The 24,723-nt window shown below is 70.1% G+C and carries 20 protein-coding genes; 8 read left to right on the top strand and 12 right to left on the bottom strand.

Annotated features, from left to right (window positions below):
• Positions 1 to 142 precede the first annotated feature (142 nt).
• On the top strand, positions 143 to 2,188 hold the full coding sequence (locus KK483_RS02810; protein WP_262003409.1) for an NPCBM/NEW2 domain-containing protein: 2,046 nt from the start codon (positions 143 to 145) through the stop codon (positions 2,186 to 2,188).
• 61 nt (positions 2,189 to 2,249) lie between these two features.
• Here KK483_RS02810 and KK483_RS02805 read toward each other — a convergent pair whose 3' ends face one another.
• Entirely contained in the window at positions 2,250 to 2,726 is a 477-nt protein-coding gene (locus tag KK483_RS02805; protein WP_262003408.1) for a MarR family winged helix-turn-helix transcriptional regulator, read from the bottom strand.
• A gap of 94 nt (positions 2,727 to 2,820) precedes the next feature.
• On the opposite strand from KK483_RS02805, the gene KK483_RS02800 reads away from it, so the two are divergent.
• The gene (locus tag KK483_RS02800) at positions 2,821 to 4,653 is read left to right on the top strand and encodes an ABC transporter ATP-binding protein (protein ID WP_262003406.1); all 1,833 of its coding nucleotides are present in this window, start codon (positions 2,821 to 2,823) and stop codon (positions 4,651 to 4,653) included.
• Between the two features lie 67 nt (positions 4,654 to 4,720).
• On the opposite strand, the gene KK483_RS02795 is transcribed toward KK483_RS02800, so the two are convergent.
• The 9 genes from KK483_RS02795 to KK483_RS35435 form a co-directional block, all read right to left on the bottom strand.
• Positions 4,721 to 5,827: an NAD(P)-binding domain-containing protein gene (locus KK483_RS02795; protein WP_262009323.1), complete on the bottom strand. Its 1,107-nt coding sequence runs from the start codon at positions 5,825 to 5,827 to the stop codon at positions 4,721 to 4,723.
• Positions 5,828 to 5,914: 87 nt separating this feature from the next.
• Complete coding sequence (locus tag KK483_RS02790) at positions 5,915 to 7,447, bottom strand: aldehyde dehydrogenase family protein (RefSeq protein WP_262003405.1); 1,533 nt, start codon at positions 7,445 to 7,447, stop codon at positions 5,915 to 5,917.
• On the bottom strand, positions 7,444 to 8,799 hold the full coding sequence (locus KK483_RS02785; RefSeq protein WP_262003403.1) for a VOC family protein: 1,356 nt from the start codon (positions 8,797 to 8,799) through the stop codon (positions 7,444 to 7,446). Before KK483_RS02785 ends, KK483_RS02790 begins: the two co-directional genes overlap by 4 nt.
• 20 nt (positions 8,800 to 8,819) lie before the next feature.
• On the bottom strand, positions 8,820 to 10,019 hold the full coding sequence (locus KK483_RS02780; protein WP_262003402.1) for an FAD-binding oxidoreductase: 1,200 nt from the start codon (positions 10,017 to 10,019) through the stop codon (positions 8,820 to 8,822).
• A 125-nt stretch (positions 10,020 to 10,144) separates the two neighbouring features.
• Positions 10,145 to 11,353, bottom strand: a complete 1,209-nt coding sequence (locus KK483_RS02775; RefSeq protein ID WP_262003401.1) for an LLM class flavin-dependent oxidoreductase — start codon at positions 11,351 to 11,353, stop codon at positions 10,145 to 10,147.
• Complete coding sequence (locus KK483_RS02770; RefSeq protein ID WP_262003400.1) at positions 11,353 to 12,396, bottom strand: ABC transporter substrate-binding protein; 1,044 nt, start codon at positions 12,394 to 12,396, stop codon at positions 11,353 to 11,355. The genes KK483_RS02775 and KK483_RS02770 overlap by 1 nt, the downstream gene beginning before the upstream one ends.
• Positions 12,397 to 12,425: 29 nt before the next feature.
• Positions 12,426 to 13,220, bottom strand: a complete 795-nt coding sequence (locus tag KK483_RS02765) for an ABC transporter ATP-binding protein (RefSeq protein WP_262003398.1) — start codon at positions 13,218 to 13,220, stop codon at positions 12,426 to 12,428.
• The gene (locus tag KK483_RS02760) at positions 13,193 to 14,122 is read right to left on the bottom strand and encodes an ABC transporter permease (protein ID WP_262003397.1); all 930 of its coding nucleotides are present in this window, start codon (positions 14,120 to 14,122) and stop codon (positions 13,193 to 13,195) included. The genes KK483_RS02765 and KK483_RS02760 overlap by 28 nt, the downstream gene beginning before the upstream one ends.
• Positions 14,123 to 14,342: 220 nt before the next feature.
• Complete coding sequence (locus KK483_RS35435; protein WP_356832488.1) at positions 14,343 to 14,426, bottom strand: putative leader peptide; 84 nt, start codon at positions 14,424 to 14,426, stop codon at positions 14,343 to 14,345.
• Positions 14,427 to 14,552: 126 nt separating this feature from the next.
• Here KK483_RS35435 and KK483_RS02755 point away from each other — a divergent pair, with 126 nt between their 5' ends.
• The 3 genes from KK483_RS02755 to KK483_RS35430 all read left to right on the top strand — a co-directional run bounded on the left by KK483_RS02755 (position 14,553) and on the right by KK483_RS35430 (position 17,385).
• On the top strand, positions 14,553 to 14,975 hold the full coding sequence (locus KK483_RS02755; RefSeq protein WP_262003396.1) for a secondary thiamine-phosphate synthase enzyme YjbQ: 423 nt from the start codon (positions 14,553 to 14,555) through the stop codon (positions 14,973 to 14,975).
• Positions 14,976 to 15,059: 84 nt separating this feature from the next.
• Positions 15,060 to 16,583: a recombinase family protein gene (locus tag KK483_RS02750; protein ID WP_262003395.1), complete on the top strand. Its 1,524-nt coding sequence runs from the start codon at positions 15,060 to 15,062 to the stop codon at positions 16,581 to 16,583.
• 139 nt (positions 16,584 to 16,722) lie between these two features.
• Positions 16,723 to 17,385 (top strand): hypothetical protein, encoded by a 663-nt coding sequence (locus tag KK483_RS35430; protein WP_399013136.1) that lies wholly within the window; start codon positions 16,723 to 16,725, stop codon positions 17,383 to 17,385.
• Positions 17,386 to 17,597: 212 nt separating this feature from the next.
• Here KK483_RS35430 and KK483_RS02745 read toward each other — a convergent pair whose 3' ends face one another.
• Together KK483_RS02745 and KK483_RS02740 are read right to left on the bottom strand one after the other, a co-directional pair.
• The gene (locus KK483_RS02745) at positions 17,598 to 19,016 is read right to left on the bottom strand and encodes a hypothetical protein (protein WP_262003393.1); all 1,419 of its coding nucleotides are present in this window, start codon (positions 19,014 to 19,016) and stop codon (positions 17,598 to 17,600) included.
• A 386-nt stretch (positions 19,017 to 19,402) separates the two neighbouring features.
• Complete coding sequence (locus tag KK483_RS02740; protein ID WP_262003392.1) at positions 19,403 to 19,666, bottom strand: hypothetical protein; 264 nt, start codon at positions 19,664 to 19,666, stop codon at positions 19,403 to 19,405.
• Positions 19,667 to 19,872: 206 nt separating this feature from the next.
• Between KK483_RS02740 and KK483_RS02735 the strand changes: the two genes are divergently transcribed.
• The 3 genes from KK483_RS02735 to KK483_RS02725 all read left to right on the top strand — a co-directional run bounded on the left by KK483_RS02735 (position 19,873) and on the right by KK483_RS02725 (position 24,720).
• Positions 19,873 to 20,640 (top strand): hypothetical protein, encoded by a 768-nt coding sequence (locus tag KK483_RS02735; RefSeq protein ID WP_262003390.1) that lies wholly within the window; start codon positions 19,873 to 19,875, stop codon positions 20,638 to 20,640.
• Between the two features lie 456 nt (positions 20,641 to 21,096).
• Positions 21,097 to 22,350 carry a hypothetical protein gene (locus KK483_RS02730; protein WP_262003389.1) on the top strand — a complete coding sequence of 418 codons (1,254 nt, stop codon included), beginning with the start codon at positions 21,097 to 21,099 and terminating at the stop codon, positions 22,348 to 22,350.
• Positions 22,351 to 22,767: 417 nt separating this feature from the next.
• Positions 22,768 to 24,720 carry an ATP-dependent endonuclease gene (locus tag KK483_RS02725; RefSeq protein ID WP_262003387.1) on the top strand — a complete coding sequence of 651 codons (1,953 nt, stop codon included), beginning with the start codon at positions 22,768 to 22,770 and terminating at the stop codon, positions 24,718 to 24,720.
• Positions 24,721 to 24,723 lie beyond the last annotated feature (3 nt).

Below are 24,723 nucleotides of genomic sequence, written 5' to 3'. Positions count from 1 at the left end.
AGCTCCGTCAAGGAGCCTATCCGGTGGGGCTCTTGATGCGCACAGGGCCTGTTGGACTCTTGGGACGGGCCCATGGACTCTTCGCCCGGGCCATGCCCGATCACTGGCCGTACCCCGGCCGGATCGGCTTCACTGCCGCGCCATGAGACGACTGCTGACCGCCGTGCTGTGCACCGCAGCCCTCCTCGCCGGAACGACCGGGACGGGAAGCGCGGCCGCCCCGCCGACGGCGCCCGCCCCGCCGACAGCTCCCGCCGACGCCCGCCCGCCGCTCGCCCAGACCCCGCCGATGGGCTGGAACAGCTGGAACGCCGTCGGCTGCGGGGTGAACCAGCAGCTCGTCACCGACACGGTGGACGCGTTCGTCGCCAAGGGGCTGAAGGGCGCGGGGTACGAGTACGTCACCATCGACGACTGCTGGAGCCTGAAGCAGCGCGACGCCGACGGCCGGCTGGTCGCCGACCCCGCCAAGTTCCCGAACGGGATGGCCTGGCTGGCCGACTACGTCCACGCCAAGGGTCTGAAGCTCGGCATCTACGGCGACGCAGGCACCAGCACCTGCGCCGGGTACCCCGGCAGCCTCGGCCATGAGACGACCGACGCGCGGACCTTCGCCGACTGGGGCATCGACTACCTCAAGTACGACAACTGCAACAACCAGGGCCTGCCCGCCCAGGACCGCTACCGCGCCATGGGCGACGCGATCGCCGCCACCGGTCGCCCGATCGTCTACAGCATCTGCGAATGGGGCGCCAACCAGCCCTGGGAATGGGGGACCTCGGTCGGTGGCCAGCTGTGGCGCACCACCGGGGACATCACCGACGACTGGGACAGCGTCAAGACCATCGTCCGCAAGAACCTGACCCTCGCGCGGTACGCGGGTCCTGGCCACTGGAACGACCCCGACATGCTCCAGGTCGGCAACGGCGGCATGACCGACCACGAGTACCGCACCCACTTCGCCCTCTGGGCGATGATGGCCGCGCCCATCATGATCGGCACGGACCTGGGCAGCGCCTCACCGCAGACCATGGAACTGCTGCTCAACCGGGGCCTGATCGCGGTCGACCAGGACCGGCTCGGCAGGCAGGCCGCCGTGGTCTCCGAGAACGGCGGGGCGTACGTCCTCGCCAAGCCGCTCGCCGACGGCTCGGTCGCCGTCGCGCTCTACAACGAGAACGACTACGCGGTGACGATCTCCACGACCGCGGCGGCGGCCGGCCTGCCGCGAGCCGCCACGTACCGGCTGAGCGATCTGTTCACCGGCGAGGAACTGCACAGCAACGGGGCGCTGAAGGCCGGGGTTCCGGCGCACGGGGTCACGGTCTACCGGGTCGCACCGGCCGGCCCCGGCGCACCCGCACCCGCCACCCCCGCGCGTTCCTTCGGGCTCACCACACCGCTGCTGTACGAGGGCGCCGCGGCCTCCCTCGTCGAGCCGGGCCGGCCGGGAACCGTGCGCACGGAACTCGCCGGTCTCGGACGGGTGCCGCTGAAGGACGCGTCGGTACGGGTCGAGGCGCCGGAAGGCTGGACGGTCGAGGCGGCGGGCCCGGCCCGGGCCTCCCTCGTACGGGAAGGGCGTCCGCTGGCGACCGCGTGGACGCTCACTCCGCCGGCGGGGCTCGGCTCGGGTTCGTACGACCTCACCGCCACAGCGCGGTACACGGTCGGGGGCCGCACGGTCACGGACACCTCCACGACCCGGGTGACCGTCGCCGAGGCGGTGCCGGGCGGTGCCACTCAGCTCAGTGACACCCCGTGGGTGAAGTCCACCAACGGCTGGGGCCCGATGGAGCGCGACATGACCAACGGCGACCAGCCCCAGGGCGACGGGACACCGCTCACGATCGGCGGCACCGTCTACGCCAAGGGGCTGGGCACGCACGCCTGGAGCGAGGCCGTCTACTACACGGCGGGCCGCTGCACCACACTCACCGCGGACGTCGGCGTGGACGACAGCCAGGACCATGTGGCGGCGCAGCGCGGCACGGTCACCTTCGAGGTGTGGACGGACCGGGAGAAGGCCGTGGACACGGGGAAGGTCTCGTGGCAGGACCCGGCCCGCCACGTCGAAGTGGACATCAGCGGGGCGCAGTTCGTCAGCCTCGTCGCCACCACGGCCGACGACGGCAACGGCAACGACCACGCGGACTGGGCCGATCTGAAGGTCGGCTGCGCGGAGTAGCCCCGAATGCCGGGGCCCCGAAGGGCCGGTCGCCGACGGCCTGCCGCGAGGACTAGGAGGACTAGGAGGACTCGGCGGCGGGCCGGCAGCGCGGCCCCGGTACACCGTCGACGAGAGCGGACAGCAGCCCGCCGAGCACCTCGCGCTGGTCGGCGGTGAGGGGTGCCAGGATGTCCTCCGCTGCCGCCCGGCGGGCGCTGCGCAGCTCCCGCAGCGTCACACGGCCGGTCTCGGTCAGCTCGATGCGCACCACCCGGCGGTTGGCCGGGTCCGGCACCCGGCGGACCCGGCCGCTCGCCTCCAGCCCGTCGACCAGCGTGGTGATCGCCCGCGGCACGACCTCCAGCCGGTCGGCCAGGTCGGCCATCCGGGGAGCCCCATCGTAGTGGGCCACGACCCGCAGCAGCCGGGACTGCGCGGGGGTGATGCCGACGGGCTCCAGATGGCGCTTCTGGATGCGGTGGAGCCGGCGGGTCAGCCGCAGCAGCTGCTCGGCCAGCAGGCCGTCCGGATCGGGGGCGGGGACGGGGGAGGTCATACGGGAACCATATCAGGACCTGGTTCATTGTGAGTATAGGTAACAATGAGCTATGCTCCTCGAGTCCGTGTCCCCGCACCCTGGGAAGGAGCCCATGCGCCCTCTCGACGAAGGTCCTTCCTGGACGCCTCCTGACCGCCCGCTCGACCCGACGCGCCCGCCGCTGCCCGAGCAGCCCGCACAGGTGCGCCGCATCCTCCGGCTCTTCCGGCCGTATCGGGGGCGGCTCGCGATCGTCGGGCTGCTCGTCGGCGCCTCGTCGCTGGTCTCGGTGGCGTCGCCGTTCCTGCTCCGCGAGATCCTGGACACGGCGATCCCCCAGGGCCGCACGGGACTGCTCTCACTGCTCGCCCTGGGCATGATCCTCGCCTCCGTGACATCGGGGGCCTTCGGTGTGCTGCAGACGCTGATCTCGACCACCGTCGGCCAGCGCGTCATGCACGATCTGCGCACTGGGGTCTACGCCCGGTTGCAGCGGATGCCGCTCGCCTTCTTCACCAGGACCCGCACCGGCGAGGTCCAGTCCCGCATCGCCAATGACATCGGCGGGATGCAGGCGACCGTCACCTCCACCGCGACCTCCCTCGTCTCCAACGCGACCGCCGTCGTCGCCACGATCGTCGCGATGCTCGCGCTGGACTGGCGGCTGACCGCCGTCTCGCTCCTCCTGCTGCCGCTGTTCGTGGCGATCAGCCGCCGCGTCGGCCGTGAGCGCAGGAAGATCACCACACAGCGGCAGAAGCAGATGGCCGCGATGGCCGCCACGGTCACCGAGTCGCTGTCCGTCAGCGGCATCCTCCTCGGCCGCACGATGGGCCGCGCCGACTCGCTCACCCGCTCCTTCGCCGACGAGTCCGAGCGTCTGGTCGATCTGGAGGTCCGTTCCAGCATGGCCGGCCGCTGGCGGATGGCCACCATCGGCATGGTGATGGCCGCCATGCCGGCCCTTCTCTACTGGGCCGCGGGCATCACCATGGGGTCCGGCGGGCCGGCGATATCGATCGGCACGCTCGTCGCCTTCGTCTCCCTCCAGCAGGGCCTCTTCCGCCCGGCCGTGAGCCTGCTGTCCACGGGCGTGCAGATCCAGACCTCGCTCGCCCTGTTCCACCGCATCTTCGAGTATCTGGACCTTCCGGTGGACATCACCGAGCCGGAGAAGCCGGTCCGGCTGGAGAAGATCCACGGCGAAGTCCGTTTCGAGGACGTCGACTTCAGCTACGACGAGCGAAACGGGACGACGCTCGACGGCATCGACGTCACCGTGCCCGCGGGCGCCAGCCTGGCCGTTGTCGGACCCACCGGATCCGGCAAGTCCACACTCAGCTACCTCGTGCCCCGGTTGTACGACGTCACCGGCGGCCGGGTCACGATCGACGGGGTGGACGTGCGCGACCTCGACTTCGACACGCTGTCGCGGACGGTGGGCGTCGTCTCGCAGGAGACCTACCTCTTCCACGCCTCCGTCGCCGACAATCTGCGCTTCGCCAAGCCGGACGCCACGGACGAGGAAATGCGGGCGGCCGCACGATCCGCGCAGATCCACGACCACATCGCGGCCCTGCCCGACGGGTACGACACCCTGGTCGGCGAGCGCGGATACCGATTCTCGGGTGGTGAGAAGCAGCGTCTCGCCATCGCGCGCACGATCCTGCGCGATCCGCCGGTGCTGATTCTGGACGAGGCGACCAGCGCGCTCGACACCCGGACGGAGCACGCGGTCCAGCAGGCGATCGACGCCCTGTCGGCCGGCCGCACGACGATCACCATCGCCCATCGGCTCTCGACCGTGCGGGACGCCGATCAGATCGTCGTTCTCGACGGTGGACAGATAGTCGAGAGCGGTACGCACGAGGAGCTGCTCGACCGGGAAGGCCGCTATGCCGCCCTGGTCCGCAGGGACGCCGAGCTGGCCCCGGCCACGTCCTGATCCCCGTGCGGCGTCGCGCTCTCGACGGCGTGGTGGATCGGTCCGCGTCGCTCCCGGGGCCCGGGCCTCAGAGCGACGCGGCCACGGCGGCCGGCTCGGGGTCGTGCGTCGGGGCGCCTTCCAGCAGCTGCCGGATCTCGTGGACCGCGGCCCGGCCGGCGCGGTTGGCGCCGATCGTCGAGGCCGACGGGCCGTAGCCGACCAGATGGATGCGTGCGTCGCGCACCGCGCGCGTGCCGTCCAGCGCTATGCCGCCGCCCGGCTCCCGGAGCCGCAGCGGGGCGAGATGGTCGATCGCGGCGCGGAAGCCCGTGGCCCAGAGGATGACGTCGGCGTCGACCGTCCGGCCGTCGTCCCAGGCCACCCCGGTCGGTGTGATCCGGTCGAACATCGGGAGCCGGTCCAGGATGCCGTCGGCGCGGGCGCGCCGGATCGCGTCGGTCAGCGGCAGCCCGGTCACCGAGACCACGCTCAGCGGCGGGAGCCCGCCGCGCACCCGCTCCTCGACGAGCGAGACCGCCGCCCGGCCCTGCTCCTCCCCGAACGGGCCTTCACGGAAGACCGGCGGGCGGCGCGTCACCCAGGTGGTCTCCGCCGCGACCTCCGCGATCTCCATCAGATGCTGCGTCCCCGAGGTCCCGCCGCCCACCACGACGACCCGGCGGCCGGCGAACGCCTCGGGCCCCGGGTAGTCCGCCGTGTGCAACTGGCGGCCGAGGAAGGTTCCCTGCCCGGGATAGCGGGGCCAGAACGGCCGGTCCCAGGTGCCGGTGGCGTTGATGACGGCGCGCGTGGCGTACGTCCCCTCCGACGACTCCACCAGCAGCCGGCCGCCCTCGCCCTCGCGCACCGCGCGGACATCCACGGGACGGTGCACCCGCAGACCGAAGGTGCGCTCGTAGCGGGCGAAGTACTCGCCGATCACCTCGGACGACGGGCGGCTCCCGTCGGCGCCGGTCAGCTCCATGCCCGGCAGCGCGTGCATGCCGTGGACCCTGCCGTACGTCAGTGACGGCCAGCGGAACTGCCAGGCGCCGCCCGGCCGGGGGGAGTGGTCCAGGACCACGAAGTCCTCGTCGGGGCGCAGCCCCACGCGGCGCAGATGGTAGGCGCCGGACAGGCCCGCCTGCCCGGCGCCGATGACGACCACGTCCACGTCCACGTCCCGCACCATCCGCACCACCCGCACCCCAGAATCGTTCACGCTTCTACCAACCCGCGGGGTGCCGCCGGTCTTCCCACGGGGCGGGGGCGGGGTGGCTCAGAGGAAGTTCACCCCCTGCGCGAGCGGCAGGTCGTCCGAGTGGTTCACCGTGTTCGTCGCCCTGCGCATGTACGCGCGCCACGCGTCCGATCCGGACTCCCGACCGCCGCCGGTCTGCTTCTCACCGCCGAACGCGCCGCCGATCTCCGCGCCCGACGTGCCGATGTTCACATTGGCGATGCCGCAGTCGGAGCCGTCGGCGGCCAGGAAGCGCTCCGCCTCGCGCTGGTCCCGTGTGAAGATCGACGAGGACAGCCCCTGCGGGACGCCGTTGTGCAGCTCGATCGCCTGGTCCAGGGTGCGATAGGTCAGGACGTACAGGATCGGCGCGAACGTCTCCTCGCGCACGATCGCCGTCTGCGCGGGCATCCGCACCACCGCCGGGCCGACGTACGCCGCCTCCGGCGCCTCGTCCCGCAGTCTGCGGTCCCCTCCCGTCAGCACCTTGCCGCCGTCGGCCTGCGCCGCGTCGAGCGCCTTGGCCATCGCCTCGTACGCGGCCGTCGAGATCAGCGGCCCGACGAGCGTCCCCGGCCGGAACGGATCACCGACCGGCAACTGGCCGTATGCATGGACGATCTGCTCCATGAGCGCATCGGCGATGTCCTCGTGGACGATGAGCCTGCGCAGGCTCGTGCACCGCTGCCCCGCCGTGCCGGCCGCCGAGAAGACGATGCCGCGCACCGCGAGGGCGAGATCGGCGGACGGCGTGACGACCGCCGCGTTGTTGCCGCCCAGCTCCAGCAGGCAGCGGCCGAACCGGGCGGCCACCCGCGGACCCACCTGCCGGCCCATCCGCACCGATCCTGTCGCACTGACCAGCGCCACCCGTGCGTCGTCGACCAGCAGTTCACCGCAGTCGCGGCCGCCGAGCAGCAGCCCGTGCACTCCCTCCGGCGCGCCGGTGTCCGCGGCCGCGCGGCCCAGCAGCGCGGCGCAGGCCACGGCGGTCAGCGGTGTCAGCTCGGAGGGCTTCCACACCACCGTGTCGCCGCAGACCAGCGCGATCGCCGTGTTCCAGGACCAGACGGCGACGGGGAAGTTGAACGCGGAGATGACCCCGACCACGCCCAGTGGATGCCAGCTCTCCGAGAGCCGGTGCCCGGGCCGCTCGGAGGCCATCGTGCGTCCGTACAACTGCCGGGAGAGGCCGACCGCGAAATCGCAGATGTCGATCATCTCCTGCACCTCGCCGAGCGCTTCGGAGCGAATCTTCCCGGCCTCGATGGTGACGAGTTCGGCGAGATCCTCCTTGTGCTCGGTGAGCAGCTCACCGAGCCGCTTGACCAGGGCGCCGCGGCGCGGTGCGGGGAGCGTGCGCCACTCCCGGAAGGCGGCCTCCGCGGCCCCGATCGTGGCGGCGGCTTCCTCGGGAGTGGCGGCGGGCAGAGTGAGCAGCGTGCCGCCCGTCAGCGGCGTACGGGCGGTGACACCCGTCCCGCCGGCCGGCGGCTGTGCGCCGCAGCGGCGCAGGGCGTCCTCGGCCCGCGCCCGCAGCGCGTCCGTTCCGGGCAGTGCGGTGGTGGTCATGCGTCGCTCTCCTCGATGTCTCCCAGGGCCCGCCTGGCCCGTGCCAGCGAGTCGTTCTGCTGCGCGGCGTACAGCTCGAAGGGGTCGTGGACCGGGCGTCCGACCGCCTCGGACATCCCGTGCTGGTCGTAGTGGGTGCCCGTCTGCGCGGAGTCCCGGGCGCCCGGATCGGTCAGGTTCGACTGGAAGATCCCGGCGGCCGAGCGCGGCAGGAAGTCCTCGTAGACGATGGGGCTGGCGGTCAGCCAGCCGCCGTCGAGCAGGCCGGCGAGGTCGTCCGGCGGCCGCCGCCCGTCGCGCGGACGGCCCGTCGCGGCCTCGTACGTGAAGAACCCCAGCCCGTCCAGGGCGAGTCGGCGCTCGGTGTCCGGGAAGTGCGCGGCCCACTGTTCGACGGGGCCGTCGACGAGCCTGTCGTACAGCGCCCGCCCCGCGCGGCTGAGCGCGATGCCGCGCGCCTCGACCTCCCCGAAGCGCACCCGCAGCGCACCGGTCGTGACGCTGCCGTCCGTCTCCCGGAACGTCCGGGGCTCCGCCAGGGCCCGGAACGAGGTCTGCCGCAGCAGCACCTCAGGGCCGTCCCAGCGCGGCGGCCCCTGGATCCGGTCGATCATCGTGATGCCCCGGTCCTCCATCCGCCGGTACAGCTCGTCGATGTCCAGGACGCGCGGCGTGAGGTGGTTGATGTGGGTGCTCGTCACACCGCCGATGTCGGCGGCGACGGCGGAGACCTTCTCCAGCTCCGCGTACCAGGCGCGGTCCACCGGCTCCGGGGACAGCTCGAAGGCGGCGACCGCGAGCGTCAGGAACCGCTCGGCCTGCCCCTGCGGCAGTCCCGCCTCACGTTCGGCGCGGACCGCCAGCTCCAGCAGCTCGGGTGGGAACAGCTCGCGGCGCTCCAGGAACGCCGTCAGCCGTTTCTCCAGGTCGGCGTCGAAGAAGCGCCGGTCGGCCGGGGTCAGCATCGAGGTGAAGACCCGGAACGGATTGCGGTCCAGTTCCTCGGGAAGCACCGGCCGGAACGCGGTGGAGACGACGGGTACGGCACTGGCCGCGGCGTCCCGCAGATCGTAGAAGCCGACCGGCTCCATCCCCAGTGCGGCGAAGATCTGCGCCACCTGGCGCAGTTCGCCCGGGGTACCGACCCGGATCGCCCCGTGCCGCTCCGCGGTGACGCGCTCGATGCTGCCGAACCGCTCGGCGCCCTCACCCGCGTCCCGGAGGACCGCGTCGTTCACCTGCCCGGCGACCTCGACGAGGGTCGCGTACGCCGGGACCTCCGTGCCGTACATGACGGACAAGCGGCGTGCGAACGCGGCACGCAGCACCCACGGGGGGACGAGCGGAACCATACGGACCTCCTGGACGCCGTTCAGATGATGTGTGCCTCGGGGCGGGCGGCGGCGCCGGCCCGCTCGAAGCGGGTGGCCGACAACGGGCCGATGTCGAGGAACGGTTCCCTCCCCAGCCACAGGTCGCGCACGAGCTCCCCGACCGCCGGGGCCTGGAGGAAGCCGTGCCCGGAGAAGCCGGTGGCGTACAGGAAGCGGGAGACCTCCGCCGCCTCGCCGATCAGCGCGTTGCGGTCCGGTGTCATCTCGTACAGCCCCGCCCAACCGCCGCCGGCCGGCTCAAGCCCGGCGAGCGCGGGGGCGCGGCGCGCGGCGGCGGCCCGGAACGGCTCCAGCCACTCCACCCCGAACTCCCGCTCGAACCCGGGCTGCTGGCGGGCATCGGAGAGACCGAGGACGAGCCCGCCCGCGTCGTCGTGGAAGTACATCGTCGACTCGAAGTCGAGCGTGAAGGGGATGGGCGGTGGAGGCGGGGTGAGCGGGCCGGTGAGCGCGATCTGGCGGCGCAGCGGCGTGACCGGCAGGCGCACGCCCGCCATCGCGCCGATCCGGTGCGACCACGCGCCGGCCGCGCACACCACCGTGCCGGTGCGGACCACGCCGGCCGTGGTGCGCACGGCCCGCACCACGCCGCCGTCGGTGTCGATTTCGGTGACGGCGCAGTGGGTGAGCACGGTCGCCCCGAGGCCGCGGGCCGCGCGCAGATAGCCGAGGACGGCGGCCTGCGGCAGCGCGTACCCGTCGCCGGGGGAGTGGGCGGCGGCCACGATCCCGGACGGGTCGACGTACGGGCACAGTGCGTGGGCCTCGCGGGGGCCGATCAGGCGGCTCTCGACGCCGAGCTCCCGCTGGAGCGCCGCGGCCGCCTCGAAGACGGGCACGTCCTCGGCGCGGGAGAGGAGGAAGAGATAGCCGACGGTCCGCAGTCCCACGTCCGCGCCGGGCCGGGCGGCGAAGCCGTGCCACGCGCGCAGACTGCGCTGCCCGAGGCGGATGTTGAGCGGATCGGAGAACTGCGCGCGGACCCCGCCGATCGGTTTGCCGGACGAGCCGGCGGCGGGGGTGTCCCGCTCCAGGACGAGTACGTCGCGCACGCCCGCCTCGGCGAGGTGGAAGGCGACGCTGGCGCCGATGACGCCTGCGCCGATGACGACGACGTCGGCGGAGGGTGGCGGGGGTGGGGGTGGGGATGGGGGCGTACGAGCGGTGTCGTGAGCCATGAGGCCATGGTGGCGGGGGTGGGGCTGCGCGTCCATGGAGCCCCCCCCCGCACGCCGCCCCGCCCTGCCCCGTTCGGGCAGGAACGGGTCAGGGCGGGGCGGGGAAGGTGCCTGCGCGGGCGCGCCTACCGCCCGCCCGCCACCAGCAGCGGCGCGCCGCCCGGCGCCGAGGGCGGGCGGCCGTTCGCCGCGGGGACGCCCAGCAGGGGCGAGGCCGGGACTGTCGACAGGAGGCCACGTGCGGCCAGCTGAGGGGCCACGCCCTCGCCGAACCAGTACGCCTCCTCCAGATGGGGGTAGCCGGAGAGCACGAAGTGCTCGATGCCGAGCTCGTGGTACTCCTCGATCCGGTCGGCGACATCCGCGTGACTGCCGACCAGCGCCGTCCCCGCGCCGCCCCGCACGAGCCCCACGCCCGCCCACAGGTTCGGCGAGATCTCCAGGGCCTCCCGCCTGCCGCCGTGGAGGGCGAGCATCCGCTGCTGGCCCACCGACTCGCTCCGGCCGAGGGCCTGCTGCGCCGCGGCGACGGTGTCGGCGTCCAGATCGTCCAGCAGCCGGTCGGCCACGGCCCACGCCTCGCGCGCCGAGTCGCGGGAGACGGTGTGCAGCCGGATACCGAAGCGGACGGTCCGGCCCCGCTCCTCCGCCAGCCCGCGGATCCAGTCGATCTTCTCCTTGACCTGCTGCGGAGGCTCACCCCAGGTCAGATAGGTGTCGGCATGCTCCGCCGCGACCGGCCCCGCCGCGGCGGACGAGCCGCCGAAGAAGATCTCCGGCAGCGGGTCGGGCGGCAGGGCGGTCAGTCCGCCCTCGATACGGAAGTGCTCGCCCTCGAAGTCGTACGGTGCGCCGCCCCAGACGCCCCGCACGACGGACAGGAACTCCGCCGTCCGCGCATACCGCCGGTCGTGGTCCAGATGGTCGCCGAAGCGCCGCTGCTCGGTGGAGTCGCCGCCGGTGACGACGTTCAGCAGCAGCCGTCCGCGCGTGATGCGCTGGTAGGTGGCCGCCATCTGCGCCGCGAGGACCGGCGAGATGACCCCCGGCCGGAACGCGACCAGGAACTTCAGCCGCTGTGTGTGCTGCGCCAGCGCCGCGGTCGTCAGCCAGGCGTCCTCGCACCACGTCCCGGTGGGTGTGAGCACCGCCTCGAAGCCCAACTGCTCGGCTGCCTTCGAGATCTGCGCCAGATAGTCGATGTCCGGCGCCCGCACCCCGCTCACGGGGGTGATCCTGGCGCGCTTGACCCCGCCGTCGGTGTAGGCGTGCCGGTCCACGAGGGTGCGGCCGTCGCCTCCGGTCGGCAGGAACCAGTGCAGATGAACCGTCATCAGGAGGAGCCCTTTCCGTAGCTGCGCGCCGGGGAGGTCGACGGCGGCAGGTCCTTGTTGAAGCGGTCGTCGACGTGGTCGGCGAAGTCGAAGCGGCGCGGAATGAGCCCCAGCCCGGCGAAGGTGTCCGCGATCTTCTGCTCGGAGGCGATCGCGGCGGCGTCCACGGCGACCGGCACCCTCGTCGCGTACGACCGCTTCACCGCGTCGAGCGCGACCTCGTACGGCAGTCCGGTGTCCTTCGCCCAGACCTCCGCCCACTGCTCGGGGTGGTCGAACACCCAGTCCTGGGCGCGCCGCAGCCGCTCCAGGTAGTCGCCGATCGCGGCCGCCTTCTCCTTGTCGGCGAGGGCGGAGGGTGCGGCGACCTGGAAGCCGAGTCCGTTCACGAGCCCGTTGCCGTCGGTCAGGATCCGGCTCCTGCCTCCCTTCAGCACCTGCGAGGTGTACGGGTCCCACACCGCCCAGGCGTCGACCTTGCCGCTGGTGAACGCGGCCAGCGCGTCGGCCGGCTGGAGCAGGCTGAGCTCGATGTCGTCGAAGCCGAGCCCGGCCGCCCGGAGGGAGGCGAAGAGCTGGTAGTGCGCCGAGCTGCCCTGCGCGACGGCGACCCTCTTGCCCTTGAGGTCCGCGGTCCTCTTCAGCGGGGAGTCGTCGCGTACGAGGATCGCCTCGCCCGAGGAGTCCCCGTGCGTGGCGGCGACGACCGTGATCCTCTGACCGGAGCCGGCGGCGAAGACCGGCGGGGTGTTGCCCACCCCGCCGATGTCCACGGCCTTGGCGTTCACCGCCTCCAGCAGCGGCGGCCCGGAGGTGAACGTCGACCACTTGATCCTGTAGGTGAGATCGTCGAGTTCGCCCGCGGCCCGCAGCACGGCCTCGGAACCGCCCTTCTGGTCACCGACGTCGAGCGTGAGCGAGCCCTTTCCGTCCACATTGCTCCCGGCGCCGCCCGAGGCGTCGTCGGCGGCGGAGCTGCCGGAGCAGGCGGAGAGGAGGAGCACGAGGGGGAGCAGGGCCGCGGCGGGGAGTATGCGTTTCATGGGCTGACCGGCTTTCTGGTGAGGGCGGTTCAGGTGGCGGCGGGTGCGGGGACGGGCACGGGGACGGGGACGGGTGCGGGCCGTGGGGCGGGCGCGTCGACGCCGAGTTCGGTGAGCAGCCGGGCGCGGAGCGCGGCGAGCTCCGGATCGCCGGCCGTGCGCGGGCGCTCCGGCGCGACCGGGGTGTCGTACGCGACGACGCCGTCCCGCATCACCAGCGCCCGGTCGGCGAGCAGCAGCGCCTCGTCCACGTCGTGGGTGACGAGCAGCACCGCACAGCCGCGCCGCTGCCACAACTCGGCGACCAACTGCTGCGCCCTGAGCCGGGTCAGCGCGTCGAGCGCACCGAACGGCTCGTCGAGCAGGAGCAGATCGGGCTCGCGGACGAGGGCCCGCGCGAGCGAGGCCCGCTGGGCCTCGCCGCCGGAGAGCGTCTTGGGCCAGGCGCCGGCGCGGTGGCCGAGGCCGACCTCCTCCAGCGCCCGCTCGGCGAGGGCCCGGTCGGCCTTGCCCGGCAGTCCGAGCAGCACATTGCGCCACACCCGCTTCCACGGCATCAGACGCGGCGCCTGGAAGGCGACGGCCCGCCGCTTCGGAACGAGGACGGTGCCCGCGATGTCGCGGTCGAGCCCGGCGAGCACGCGCAGCAGCGTCGACTTGCCGCAGCCGCTGCGCCCGAGCAGCGCGGTGAACTCGCCCGCGCGCAGCGTCAGATCGAGCCGGTCGATGACGGGGCGGCCGTCGAAGGACCGGGTCAGCCCTTCGACCTGTACCGCGGTGGTCCGCGGTGCGGTGCTCACTGGCCCGTGAAGGTCGGTCGCCATTGCAGCAGCAGCCTTTCGAGAGTGCGGACGACGGCGTCGGCGAGCAGGCCGAGGAATGCGTACACGACGAGGCAGACGACGATGACGTCGGTGCGGAAGAACTCCCGGGCCTGGTTCATCAGGAAGCCGATCCCGGCGTCGGCGTTGATGGACTCGCCGAAGACGAGCGCGAGCCAGGCGGTCGCTAGCGAGTACCGCAGCCCGGTCATCGCGCCCGGCAGCGCGCCCGGCAGGACGACGTGCCGGACGAGTCCCCAGCGGCCCAGGCCCAATGACTGCCCCGCCTCGATGAGTTGCTCGTCCACGCCGCGGATTCCGGCGTAGAGGTTGAGATAGAGGTGGAAGGCGACGCCGAGCGCGATGAGGGCGACCTTCGGGGCCTCGCCGATGCCCAGCCAGATGATGAAGAGCGGGATCAGCCCGACCCAGGGGACGGTGCGCAGCATCTGCACGGTCGCGTCGACGAGGTCCTCGCCGAGCCGGGACAGGCCCGACACCAGCGCCAGGCCGATGCCGATCGCCCCGCCGAGCAGCAGTCCGACGGCGACGCGCTGGAGCGAGACGCCCATCGCGTTCGGCAGCGTCCCGTCGGCGATCAGACCGCCGGCGGCGCGGGCGACGGTGCCGGGCGAGGCGAGGGTTTCGGCAGGCAGCAGCCCGGTGGAGCTGGAGAGCTGCCACAGGACGAGGAGGAGCAGTGGGCCGACGGTGCGACGCAGCCAGCGGGGAACGGAGCGGCGGCGCGCGCCCCCGTTCCGGCCGCCGGGCGGGGTGACGGCTTCGAGGGCGAAGGCCGTTGCCCCGGCGGCGGTTTCCCGGGGCGGTGACGGCGCATCGGCGGATGACGCCTGATCGGATGCAGATATGGCGGAAATATCCGGCGGTGCATGGCCGACGGTCACGGAGGCTCCTGAGCGGGGGGAGGGAGGTGCCTCAGCACCCCGGCCAAGGCCCTGCGGATGCACGGCGCGGCCGGGTACGCAGAGTTCGGGCGGGGCGAGAGGGAAGCGGAGCGGGCCGGTGCGCTCCCGTGGGCGTTGCCGCTCCTGCGGGTGCGGGTGTTACGGCCCGGGCGCGCGCCGGACGTCGCGCTAAGGGTGCGTCAGTTGTGCTGAGCAGGCGTCAGCAGCCGCGGCAACACGCGGCGGAGGCCACCCGCAGCAGGTCGATGTGACCGCGCGTGGTGAGCAGGGCTGTACGCAACATGGCGCAGAACGTAGCGACCGGTCCGGCCGGCGGTCAATGCCGTCTCGCCACCCGGACGCGTGATCTTACGTCGTGGGCGATCTCGTCGGATGGGCGAAGCCGCCGGACGGGCGGGACGATGGACGTATGCCCGAAGCCTTCACCACCCGAGTCCTGAACGTGGCCACCGGCACGGCCGAGGCCGTGACCGATCTGACGCGTGAGTGCGAGAAGTTCCTCGAGGAGGCGGCCGCCGGCCGGGACGGTCTCCTCCATGTCTTTGTGCCTCATGCAACTGCCGGGATCGCGCTGATCGAGACCGGCGCCGGCAGCGACCACGACCTGCTGGCGGCGCTGCACGTCCTGCTCCCCGCCGACGACCGCTACCAGCACCGGCACGGCAGCCCCGGCCACGGGCGCGACCATGTGCTGCCCGCACTGGTGCCGCCGTACGCCACCCTGCCCGTCATCGGCGGCCGGCTGGAGCTCGGCACCTGGCAGTCGGTCTGTCTCGTGGACACCAATAAAGACAATGTCAACCGTCAGGTTCGACTGAGCTTCCTGGGCTGAGCAAGATCATCCTGGGTGTGGCCGCCAAATCTCCGTACCTTGCGTGCTCGAAACGGAGAAGTCTTGCGCGGTACGGACCTGAACATGATCGAACGCCCCTACGACGGGTGCGGCAAGTGCCTGCTCGGCGTGCGACGGCTGTCGCGGATGAAGCTCGCCACGTCGTCTCCGGAGCGGCAACGAGAGGACGTGCTGACCGTCGCCGCATCCGTCGGGGGCCACATCATTGGCTGGGCCGACGACTGGGAGGTGTCGGGCGCCACCGACCCGATGACCCGGCCAAAGCTGGGCCCTTGGCTTCGCGATGAAAAGGGTCCGTACGACGGGTTGGTGGCTGCAGCCGTGGACCGGCTCGGCCGCAACGTCGTGGACTGCCTGAACACCGGCTACAAGATGCGTGACGAAGGGAAGCTGCTCGTCACCTACGGCCATGACGGTCCGTGGGACCTGGATGACCAGGTCGACGAGAACCGCTTCACCATGGAGGCCTGGGGCGCTCAGATGGAACTGCGGGCCATCCAGCGCCGAAACCGCAACGCTACGGAGAAGACGCGGGCAGCGGGACGCCCCAAGGGGAAGCCTTCCTACGGATTCCAGTACGTGCGGACCGTGATGGGCGGCAAGATCGATCACGTTGTCCTGCATCCGCACGCCTCGGCTGTCATCCGTACGGTCGCCCGTCGCATCCTGGCTGATCCCGAGAAGGTCACACCCAGCAGTGAGGCGGCCCGCCTGAACCGGGGCGGAGAGCCCTCACCCGCTGACCACTTGGCCATCATGTACGGCAAGCCAGCAGGTGGTCGCCCCTGGCGGCCGACAAGTCTGAAGAACATCCTCTTGTCTGAAGCGGCCTTGGGCTACTTGATGCACCAGAGCAAGCCGGTGATCGACCGAGACGGAAACCCCGTGCGGCTCTGCGAGGGCTTGTGGGACCGCCCGACTCACGAGGCATTGAAGGAGGCTCTGGCTTCCCGGCGGACGCCCTGGATCGGCCGTCGTACAAACCGGGATTACATGCTCACGGAGCTGGCGCAGTGCGGCCAGTGCCACAACCGGCTGTACACGCAGACCTCCCACGATCAGCCGCCTCGATACGTGTGCACTGCCCGGAACAAGGGTTGGCTGAGCGCGAAGGACTGTCGGCCTGCGCCGCTGGTACGGATGCCGCTGCTGGACGCGTACGTCGAGGAGTGGTTCCTGCAGAGGTTCGGCGACGGAATGATCTTCGAGACGGTCTACGACGAGGGGAACGGGGTGGCGGAACGCATGGCCGAACTCCGGGCCAGCCGGGAGCGCCTGCGCGCTGACCGCGAGGCTGGACTTTATGACGCGCCAGATGACGCTGCGTGGTTCCGGGAGAAGTATGCGGCGATGGGACATGAGCTGGCGGAACTTGAACTGGAGCCGGAACGCCCGCCGGGCATGGTGCGGCGGGCGACCGGAGAGACCGTGCAGGATCGCTGGGACAAAGCGTTGGATGTCCAGGCCCGTAAGGAGATCCTCATGGACTTCGGTGTGCGGGTCATTCTCTACTCGAATGCAGCACCGGTGCGTTGGGTGGCAGGCGTAGTGCATGGACCGGAAAGGGATCCAGTAGGCGTCGCATGAAGTCTGGCGGGCCGCTACATCGCATCTGACTCGACGGCTGAGTGTGGGGCCTCCTCCCTACACGAGAACAACGGCACGGCCAAGTTCCAGTACCTGTGGATCCTGGGATCCTCGAAATCCCGAGGGCAGGAGCGCTGGCATGGCCCAGGTGCATGGGCGTGAAGAACTCGTCGGCCAGATCACGGCGGACGAGGGGAGGACCGGGCGACGGGCAGGGCTTTGGTCCTGGCTTTTGACCACCGAGAGCAGGGAAGTCGCGGAGTGCGTTTCCGAGCTGTATCAGGGGGAGGCGGTGGGTGCAGCTCCCGGAGGTGACCTTCATGTCCGGAAGCTCCACTCACGAGGCATCGCGGTGATTGTTGCCAGTGCGGCCGATGTGAGGCACCGGCTGGCTCTGGAGAAAGAAGGGGGTCTTGTCCACGCCTGCGACGGCTCGAGGTTCCTCCCCCCGATGCTGGACGAGGGCAAGCCTTGCGGGTGCCCCGATGACCCCTTTGAACGCAAGGCGGCCGCGCGGTCTGGGGCGGGACCAAGGCCTGATGCTCGTCTGGTCTTCTGCCTAGCGGCAGCTCCGGAGCTGGGTGAGCTCTCATTTCAATCGTCGGCATGGCAGCTCTACGAATCGTTGGAATCGTTGTCTCACAAGGTGGAGCGAACTGGTGGACCGGCGCAGATGGAGTTGGTTCTTCGAGAGCAACGCTTGGCGACCAGGTCGGGGCTCGATGTCTCGTTCTCGTATCCGGAGGTGCACACCGTGCGGCGCCTTTCAGTGGCCCAAGCTGGTCTACACCTGGCCGCTTGATGGAGAGAGAAGTGGGAGAGCCGCGTTCGCCATCAGCTCGCACGGGATCAAGCCGAGGCACTGGGCGGCGAGGTTAAGCCGGACGTGGCAGCCGAGGAAGTGATCGCGGAAGCGTAGGGGCGGGGATCTCTCGCCTGTGCCGGTCTCGCTCAAGGCGCGAGGCCGGCACTAGCTCCGCGTGGGGGCACCTCGCGTGGGGTTCCCGTTTCTTCTCATCGGGCTCCCCAGCCGCGGTGCGCTTCGGGGCCATGTGGGCTCCAGCCGTTCAGGTAGGGCGCCAGCTCCTCGGGCTTCGGTTCGCGAGCGGTGGGCATGGCGGGTAGGTGGGTCAGTGGGTCGAGGCTCTGAACGTATCGGCGTGCCCAGGACAACCACCCTTGTGCAGAGGCCACCACCGCCTCGTCTTCCGCGGCCGCCTCTCCCAGCCGACGCTCCAGTGCGTTGCAGTACGCGTTCAGGTCCGCCGCTTCCTGCCACTGGCGGGTCTGCGCGCGGAGCACCTCGGCATATTGCTCCTGGGCGGCCAGGTCCTTCGCCTTCTCCATGGCCGCCCGCCAGCGAACCTCGCGCTCGGCCTTCGCCCGCTCGTCGTCTGCCTTGCGCTGCGCATCCTCTACGGCGCGGGTCTCGACCTCCCGGAGCACGGCTCCCAGGACGTCCTCCAGCACCCAGCGCTTGCGATCGGCCCATCGGGACTGCCGGCTGGCTTGGCTGTAGCCGAGTTCGATCACGAGGCTCTTGGAGCGCTCTGGTTCGGTGGACTGAGGAAACTCCTGCTGGATCGTGACGGTGTAGGTGAAGCCGTCCACGACCAGTTCCAGTTCGCCCTCTCGGCGGGAGTAGCTGGAGGGGTAGTGCCGCCCGTTGTACGTGTACGCATGGCTGCGGTGGCGGGAGGGGACTTCATGCCCTTTCACCTTGTGCCCGCGCCGTACTGCCTCGGCGGCGAGGCCCTGGAGCAGCAGCAATGATCGGCGGCGGAGCGGGGCAGGCATGACGAGTCGACCCTCGTCGTCTCTCATGGCGGCCACGACCGGATGTGGAGAGCGCAACTGGGCGGGTACGTGGACGGGTGGCGCCTCGTCCGGCCTCTGCCTCAGCGAGTTGGGGTGTGGACCCTCGATCAGAGAGATCTGCAGGTCGCGATTCCACATGCGGAGACTCTCGATGCGTTTGCCCTCAGGTACGAGGCTGTGGCGCTTCGCGTAGTCGATCACGCGTCGCCACTCCGTCACAGTGGCGTCGTCGGGCTCGGTGAAGGTGACCCGCCTGTCCGTAACGAGTCGCTCGACGAGCTCCTTCGCCTTGGTCCGACGGGTGAGTGCCACTGGCCTGTCGGCGTAGGACGCGGAGCGCGTGCCGCTTGCCGCCTTCTCCCCGGCGGTCTTCTTTTCCCCGGCGTGCGCGGGGTCGTCTGGGTGGTGGCCGTGCTGAATGTAGAAGGTGCCTGCCTCGGTGACCTGGGCATCCACCTCGCCCCCGCTGCGCTTGATTGTCACCAGCCCTCGGTCGCGCAGCGCGTAGGCGGTGCGGAACTCACCGGGGTCCCAGGGCTCCTCGGACTCCTTGCTGCTCGCGAGCCGGCCGAGCAAGGCGAGCTGTCGTTCGTTCAGGGGAGACCAACGATGCATGGCGACAGCTCACCCCGGGATTTAGCTAGGTGCAATGACTCGTACGGGTGGTCGCTCCTGGAAGGCGAAGCACGCATGGAGTCGTGGACGGTCGGCATCGAAGGCGCAGCTATAGCTTGCGTCTTCGGGGCCCGCTGGGCTTGATGGCAGCCAGCGGGTTGGTGCCGTATGGGTGGGCAGGGGTAACGGGCGCGACAGGGTGGTGGAACATGGTGTCGATCGCGTCCAGATTGGCCTCAGAGAAGGTCACAGTGACGCCCTTCCTCGAGTGAGGCAGGCGCCTGATGTTGTCGCGGAGCCACCGTTCCTTGACGCGGAGGACCTCGGCAGCCTCGGGATAGGTGTAGCGCCGCTTCGGGCCGCGTTCCGGCACGTCCGTTTCCGTTTCACTTCCCACTGGTCGCCTTCCTGGCGCGCCTGGCCTGCGCGGACAGGAGGGCGAGCCTCGCGTAGTGCGCCTTGCGCAGCGACTGGGCGGCGTCTTCGATCTGCTTTGACGTACCCGTGGGGTGGAGTTTCCGAGCCTCGCTCAGAAAGCGGGACTCGCTCGCTTTGCGTGCCGCTTCGGTACGGGCGGGACGGTCCGCCGTGTTTGCCCAGCTGACGTGGGCAGCGAGGCGACTGCGAAGCGAACGTTCCGTGGGGTCCACTTGGGCCTCCTTCACCGATGTTCTGTGGTGGATGGTTCTCTGCGAGGTCGCAGCACGGGCCTGATGGGCAGTCGGATCACGCTTTAGGGTGAAGGGTCAATCGTTGCGTCCCGGGTTGCGCCTTCGGTCCTGTAGCTTCCCCGTCGGCCGCGCAGGCGCACTAGCTTTGTAGGCCCCGTACGCGTCTGGTCCTCCGAGGGGAATCGATGGCCAAGCTCACTGATGAGCAGAAGGCGAAGCGTGCAGCTACGCGAGCGCGCCGTGAGGCTCTTGCCGCCGAGGAGGAGGATCGCCGGGACACGGAACGGCGTGAAGCATGGGCGCGTGAAGGTACACGGCTCACCTGGGACGAGTACAAGGCCGGGGTGCCATGTCGGGGATGTGGCGAACCCATGTATGACGGCTTGGGGAGCTGGCCGGGGCTCATGTACCTCACCGAAGAGGAGAAGTGCGACTACGAGGCCATGGAAGAGCGGTTCCGCCAGCTGCACCCAGAGTGTAAGAGTGGCCGCTGGGGCACAGGCGGGTCGCGCGTGAGGCACTGCTGTCTGTGCTGTCCGCCACCACCGGTGGGGCCGGCGCAGATCGAGAAACTCACTCGGTTGCTTCAGACCTTCCCCTCTGTCGAGGAACGCAAGAAGGACCTGGACGCCTGGGAGCTGATCCTCACCTGCGAGCACGTGACCACCTTCATCCAGCACCGGGAGAACACCTACGTCCGGCGAGTGGTCGACTGTCCCGAGTGTCGGACGCGGCGCGGGGTTGTCGAGAGCAAGCGGCTCGGACCCGCATATACCGCCGATGGCGTGGAGGCAGCCCGGAGTGAGGTGGAGCAGGCACGTGTCGTTGCCGAGCTGGCCAAGGCGAAGGAGCAGCTCCGGCGCCAGCAGCAGCGCGCTGCTGCTACGAGCAACAGGATCGAGGAGCTCCAAAAGCAGCTGAGCCCACCTGCCCGCGGCGACGGCATTGCGTGAGCGCTGCGTGAGCGGACAGGGTGGCACAGGGTGGATTGGGCGGCACGAGGGTTCAGGGGCATAGGCCTCTGACCTGGGGAATTGGGATTCTGCGGCATCGCCCGGCACGCGCCGGGATGATCTTGCGGGCCCTCGTAATGCGTAGGTCTCGGGTTCGAATCCCGAAGGCCGCTCCACGAAGGTCCAGGTTAGACCCTCGCTGACCTGGGCCTATTGCCTTCCGTGGACGGGTCTCGCTGCCCTCTGACCGGCCCGAGGGCCGCCGCTCGGTGGAGTCGGTGGACAACCGATGGACAAGCGTGCAGAGCAGTGGACGAGCGCGCTCACGAGACTGGCCTATCGCGCCGGAGGCGAAGGGCTGCGGGTCTGTGTCTCTCGGGCTGTCGACAGCAACGCTGATGGGGGAGTTCCGCAAATCGGGCGGGCCGAGCCGGCGACTGGTGAAGAATCAGCCGGATGGACAACGAGATTCAGCTGATCAGCGACGGTGACGGACTGACGGTCATCGGGAGTGAGACGGATGTCGAACGCTTCCTTGTCTCGGAGGGACTGTCGTCGAAGGACCTTGGATTGCGACGGCTCAAGTCCGTCACCGGTACCGGGGCTCTGGTCGCGCAGGCAGGTTCGGACATTGCCGCCGAATCGGCTTGCTGGGTGAAGCTGACCCGGGAGTCGGCACAGGTGGTCAAGAAGTACGGACTGAGGGAAAGCTCGAAGACGGGTCTCAGCACCGGTGTGGTGAAGGGGCCCAAGGGCCAGATCAGGGGTTTCGTCGAATTCGCGAGCGGGCCCCGATCGCTTCTGGGTAACCCGGCGGTTCTCGCTCATGCTGCGGGGATCATGGCGCAGCTCGCGATGCAGCAGACCATGGACGAGATCACCGATTATCTCGCCACGATCGACGAGAAAGTCGACGACGTGCTCCGCGCTCAGGTGGACGCCGCGTTGTCGGACATGATCGGAGCGGAGCTCGTGATCGAGGAGGCCATGACCATCCGGGAGCAGGTGGGCCGGGTTTCCGAGATCACGTGGTCGAAGGTGCAGGCCACACCGGGGACGATTGCGACGACCCAGGTGTACGCGTTGCGTCGACTCGACGCACTCGCGGAGAAGATGGAGCGCAAGGCCAAGATCGGTGATCTCGCCGAGGCGGCCAAAGAAGCCGAGTCCAAGGCTCAGGAGTGGCTCGCTGTTCTGGCTCGTTGCTTCCAGCTGCAGGACGCGATCGCCGTGCTCGAACTCGACCGGGTGCTGGACGCGGCTCCGGAGGAGCTGGACCGGCACCGCCTCGGGATTCGGATTGCCCGGCAGAGTCGGCTGGATCTCATCTCGCGGAGCACCGAGCGTCTGGTGGCCCGAATGAATGGGGCTGCCGGGGCGGCCAACGCGAAGGTGCTGCTGCACCCGACCAAGTCTCCGGCTGTGGTCCAGTCGAGCAACCATGTCGTGGGTGGTGTCCACGACTTCCAGGGGCGGCTCGGGATCGAGTCCGGTCGCCGGCCGTCGGAGACGAGGGGATGGGTGGCCGCGGCGGCGGAGGTGAGGGACAAGGCGCTTGAGACAGGAGCGAAGGGCGTCGGTGCCGCCAGAAGCCTCGGCAACGAGACCCTCGACCGGGCCAGCTCGGTAAAGGGCAAGCTCTCCAGCGGGATCGCCGAGCGAGCGCGCCGTCGGCGCGGGGAGGAGGAGGAACGCGACGAGGAAGGCTGAGTGAGCGCCGACCGTTAGCCACGTGCGCAGCCCGACTACACCCTCAACTGCGAAGAGCCGCATTACCGCGGAGGAACCGGTCGTGAACGTCTCGCGCTTCGGTGCTGCGTTGGGAACTTCACCCTTGACGTTCAGGAGGAGAGCGTCCAGCTTCTCAAGGGCATGCGCGCAGTGTTCAACACCCGCCGAGGACCGGAGCGTTCCAGCGCCGCCATGTTCGATGACGGCTTCCTGTTGTCATGCATGCCGAGTGTGGAAGCTAACCCCTGGCCTCTCCGGCCGCGCCACGATGACGGTCCAGCGCTACCGAAAGAGAGGGGCCGATGTGATGTGTTCATTTCCAGGCCCTGGGAGCGGATTCTCCTAACGGGACACGAGTGTTGTCAAGAATCGTATGATGCGTCAGGACCGCGTGCGATGGGGGAACTTGAGGCGGTTGCGACCGCCTGGGCCAGCCAGGGCACGGGCCTCAACGCTCGGGGGACATCGTTGTACCTTGCCTGTCTGTACGCGGAGAACTTCCGGATCTTCGGCGCGGCGCCGCAGAAGGACGGTGACAAGGACGCCAGCCTGAGCTTGGACTTCGGTCCCGCCACAAACGTCCTCGTCGGCGAGAACGACAGCGGCAAGACGGCCATCATCGATGCGATCCGCCTGTGCCTGCTGACGACCGCGGCTGACTTCTACCGCATCACCCGAGACGACTTTCACGTCGGACCCGATGGCCGTGCAGGCACCTTCAAGATCACCTGCGGTTTCAAGGAACTATCGACGGAAGAACAAGCGGTCTTCCTGGAACTGCTCACCACGGACGACGACGGCAACGTCGCCCTCTACGTCACCGTCAAAGCGGAGCTGATGGACCCGCTGCGTCCCCACCGCGTCGCGGTGACCACGCGCACCGGACGCGACGGCCAGGGGCCGGCCCTGGACGGCGCCGCCCGCGAACTGCTGAAGGCCACTTACCTGCGTCCGCTGCGGGATGCCGAGGCGGAGCTGCGCTCGGGCAGGGGATCCCGGCTGTCGCAAATTCTGGCCGGCTATCCGGCCATGCGCGCACAAGGTGAGGACGACTTCGACGAGGAGACAGGCAACGCGACCACCCTGGTTGGCATCCTGCGCCGCGCGGAACGCCACATCAGCGACAACGAGGCGGTGAAGGCAGCCCGGGACGACATCAACACCGGCTATCTGCAGAAGTTCTCCATCGGCTCCGACATCCTGCGCGGCGAGATCGGCGTCGCCGGCGACGCCTCCCTCGCCCGTGCACTGGAGCGGCTGGAACTCACGCTGTTCGCGGGCACGGGGGAGTGGACCAGGCACGGCCTGGGTTACAACAACGCCCTGTTCATGGCAGCCGAACTGCTCCTGCTCGGAAACAGCGCCTTCGCGCCCCTGCTGCTGATCGAAGAACCCGAAGCCCACCTCCACCCGCAGCTCCAGACCCGCATCATGGATCTCCTGCAGGATCGCGCCGACGCCGCCAAAACGGCCGGGGCGCCGCCCGTCCAGGTCATCCTCACCACCCACAGCCCCAACCTCGCGTCAGCCATCCCGGTCGAACACCTCACCCTCGTCGCCCGCGGCTCTACCTTCCGCCTTGCCCCAGGACTGACGCGCCTCGACGAGGGCGACTATGCCTTCCTCACCCGCTTCCTCGACGTCACCAAGGCCAACCTATTCTTCGCCCGCAGCGTCGCCATCGTCGAAGGCGACGCCGAAGCCATCGTCCTGCCCGCGCTCGCACAGGCGGTCGGTAAGTCGTTCAACGAACGCGGAGTCAGCGTTGTCGACGTCGGTGGCGTCGGCCTGTTCCGCTACAGCCGGATCTTCCAACGCGAGGGAGAGCAAATCCCGGTTGCGGTGGCCTGCATCCGAGACCGGGACTTGGTTCCCGCCGGCACCTCCGACGAGATGCGCAAGAAGCTGAAGTGCTCGGCAGAGATGACCAAGCAAGAGATCGACGACTATGTCGCAGGGTTGAAAGAGGAGGACGGTGGCCACGTACGCACGTTTGTCTCCGACCACTGGACCCTGGAGTACGACCTAGCCGCCGCCTCATGGACCATGGCGACCCTGATGCACCAGGCCGTCCGCGCCGCCGTGGCCTCCAAGACCACCTGGCCCACAGCGGACAAGCTCGCCGACCTGGACCGCTCCGCGCGGGACGAGGTCTCGAAGTGGCGAGAGAGCAACGTCTCCCTGGAAAAGGCGGCCCTGGACATTTATGAGCCGCTGCGCAGGGGCCGGGGCAGCAAGCCGATCGCCGCCCATCACGCGGCCCGGCTTCTGAAGACCACCTCCGTGACCGAGGGCGATCTGCCGCCCTACCTCGTGGCCGCCTTCACGTATCTGTGCTGCGAGGTTTGAGCA

Origin of the sequence: Streptomyces sp. FIT100 (assembly GCF_024584805.1) — a bacterium.
Taxonomy (GTDB): domain Bacteria; phylum Actinomycetota; class Actinomycetes; order Streptomycetales; family Streptomycetaceae; genus Streptomyces.
The sequence above is the reverse complement of the archived record's forward strand: the minus strand, read 5'-3'. Positions and strand labels throughout refer to the sequence as shown.